This window comes from Caloranaerobacter longqiensis, assembly GCF_050286925.1.
Lineage (GTDB): Bacteria > Bacillota > Clostridia > Tissierellales > Thermohalobacteraceae > Caloranaerobacter.
The window spans coordinates 1-1,922 of sequence record NZ_JBFWFX010000051.1 but is presented as its reverse complement, the minus strand read 5'-3'; the positions used below and the strand labels follow the sequence as shown (position 1 = coordinate 1,922).

The 1,922-nt window shown below is 30.6% G+C and carries 2 protein-coding genes; both read right to left on the bottom strand.

Annotated elements, in window-relative coordinates; all coding sequences use genetic code 11:
• A partial coding sequence (locus AB4Y15_RS13905; RefSeq protein ID WP_427340944.1) for an MBL fold metallo-hydrolase occupies positions 1-803 on the bottom strand: 803 nt, incomplete at its 3' end.
• Between the two features lie 129 nt (positions 804-932).
• On the bottom strand, positions 933-1,121 hold the full coding sequence (locus AB4Y15_RS13900; RefSeq protein ID WP_427340943.1) for a helix-turn-helix transcriptional regulator: 189 nt from the start codon (positions 1,119-1,121) through the stop codon (positions 933-935).
• Positions 1,122-1,922 lie beyond the last annotated feature (801 nt).

The following is a 1,922-nucleotide window of genomic DNA, read 5'->3' as shown; positions in this document are numbered from 1 at the left end:
TTAACTATTGAATATTCGTTAGTTTCATCATACTTTTCAGAATTTGGAGCAATTATTGTAAACTTCAAGTCATCTGTATCTATGATACTCAATCCGCCTTTTGCTCGCGTAATTTTCAATCCTTTATTTTTTATTTCTTTTAATAAGTTTTCAAATATTCTTGTATTACTCGTCTTATTTGGCATATATATTTTCTCAATATCAAAGCTTTTTATAACTTCCGGTAATCCACCAATATGATCCTCATGCGGATGAGTCGCTATAATATAATTAATTTTACTAATACCCATATTTTTTATGTACTTAACTACAAATTCCCCATCTTCTTTATTACCACCATCTATTAATGCAGTCTCGCCATTTGGAAATTGTATTAATATACTATCTGCTTGCCCAACATCGAGGAAATGGACTTTTAATTCTGCATTAACAGTTGTATTTGTACTGCTAGTTTGAGAACTAGTTTGTTTAGCTTGCTCTGTTTCAGATATTTGCTCATTACTAATATCGTTTACATTTTCTCCAGCCTGATTTTTCTCAATCGTTTGGTTGTCTGATAGTGATTCGTCATTATCTTTTTCTTGTAGCTCTTGTTTAGTTACACTTACTTGATTACTTGAAATATTTTGCTCGTCAGTTTCGATTGTTTCAATCATTGAAAAACCAATGATTGTCAATATGAAGAAGCCTAGTAGGGCAATTAGTATAGGCTTTTTGGGCTTCTTCTTAAAGATTCTAACAGGTAGCATTATCAAAGAAATCAAAAACCCCAAAATCCCTATGATACTTAAAAATTCTCCCATACAAGTCATTCCTCCTCTTGCTAATAATACGTGAAACACAATAATAATTTCTACAAGAATTTATTATTTCCTTTATTCCTTTATTCTTACAAAAAACAAAAAAAGTAGAATCTAGCATAAAACTAGACTCTACCTTTTGGAAAAATCGCATAATTCATCAAGTGTAACGCCCAAACCTCTAGCTAATTTTTTAGCTGTAGAAACTTTACAATCTCCTCGCTTCTCAATATCCTCTATAGTCCTAACTGGCACTCCAGATGCTTTCGATAAAGCTGGTACTGTCAACCCTTTAGCTTTTCTTATTTCTCTTAATTTCATACTAATTCCTCCTTGATTCGTTGTAAGCCCTAATTGCTACTACTAACGCTATTATACTTATTACTAAACTTATATACTTTACCATGAGTTTTACCTCCCCCATGAATATTTTTTAATTATGTGATATACTTATTATATAGGGGAGCTGGTGACTCCCCTGTATGGTTATTTCTTTTTACGCTTGGAACGTTTCTTTTTAGGAACGTTCCTTTGTTTTTTTGTCGTTCTATAGATGATTATTGCTGTGACTAGATTAATTATTGACGTTGCTAGATTTATGTATTCGTCATTGTACCTCAATTTCATCCCCCCTTTCTTAATTATATTGTACCACGTTATAACGTGGTTGTCAACACTTTTTTGTCTTTTATTCAAATTTTTCAAAAAAACAAAAAAAGACTAGGGCATCACACCCTAGCTTTTTTATAAGACAGAAAAAATATCCTGCTTTTGTTTAAAATACACTTCTTAAAACAAGAACTATAAAAACTATAAAAACAACAACTAATGTGCTAATTCCACTTCTTCTATTCATAATTTTTTTCATATAAATCACCCCTTCTATTGATTTTTTCAGTATTATACATATTTCTTAAATAATTTCAAGTTATTTTTGCAAAAAATTAAAAAAGACCGGGTTTACCCGGCTCATTAAACTCTCTTAATTCTTAATCACATAATCTTCTAGCTTATCAACAACTATATTAGTCATGAGCTCTATATCCTTACGTCTAAACCCTTTAATATTTTCCTGTTCCAGTTTTCTCATAGTTATATTAGTAATGGCTAGAACTAATTGTT

Excerpts from the sequence above, each read along its gene's own strand:
- AB4Y15_RS13900 (WP_427340943.1), bottom strand. The coding sequence starts at position 1,121 with ATGAAATTAAGAGAAATAAGAAAAGCTAAAGGGTTGACAGTACCAGCT.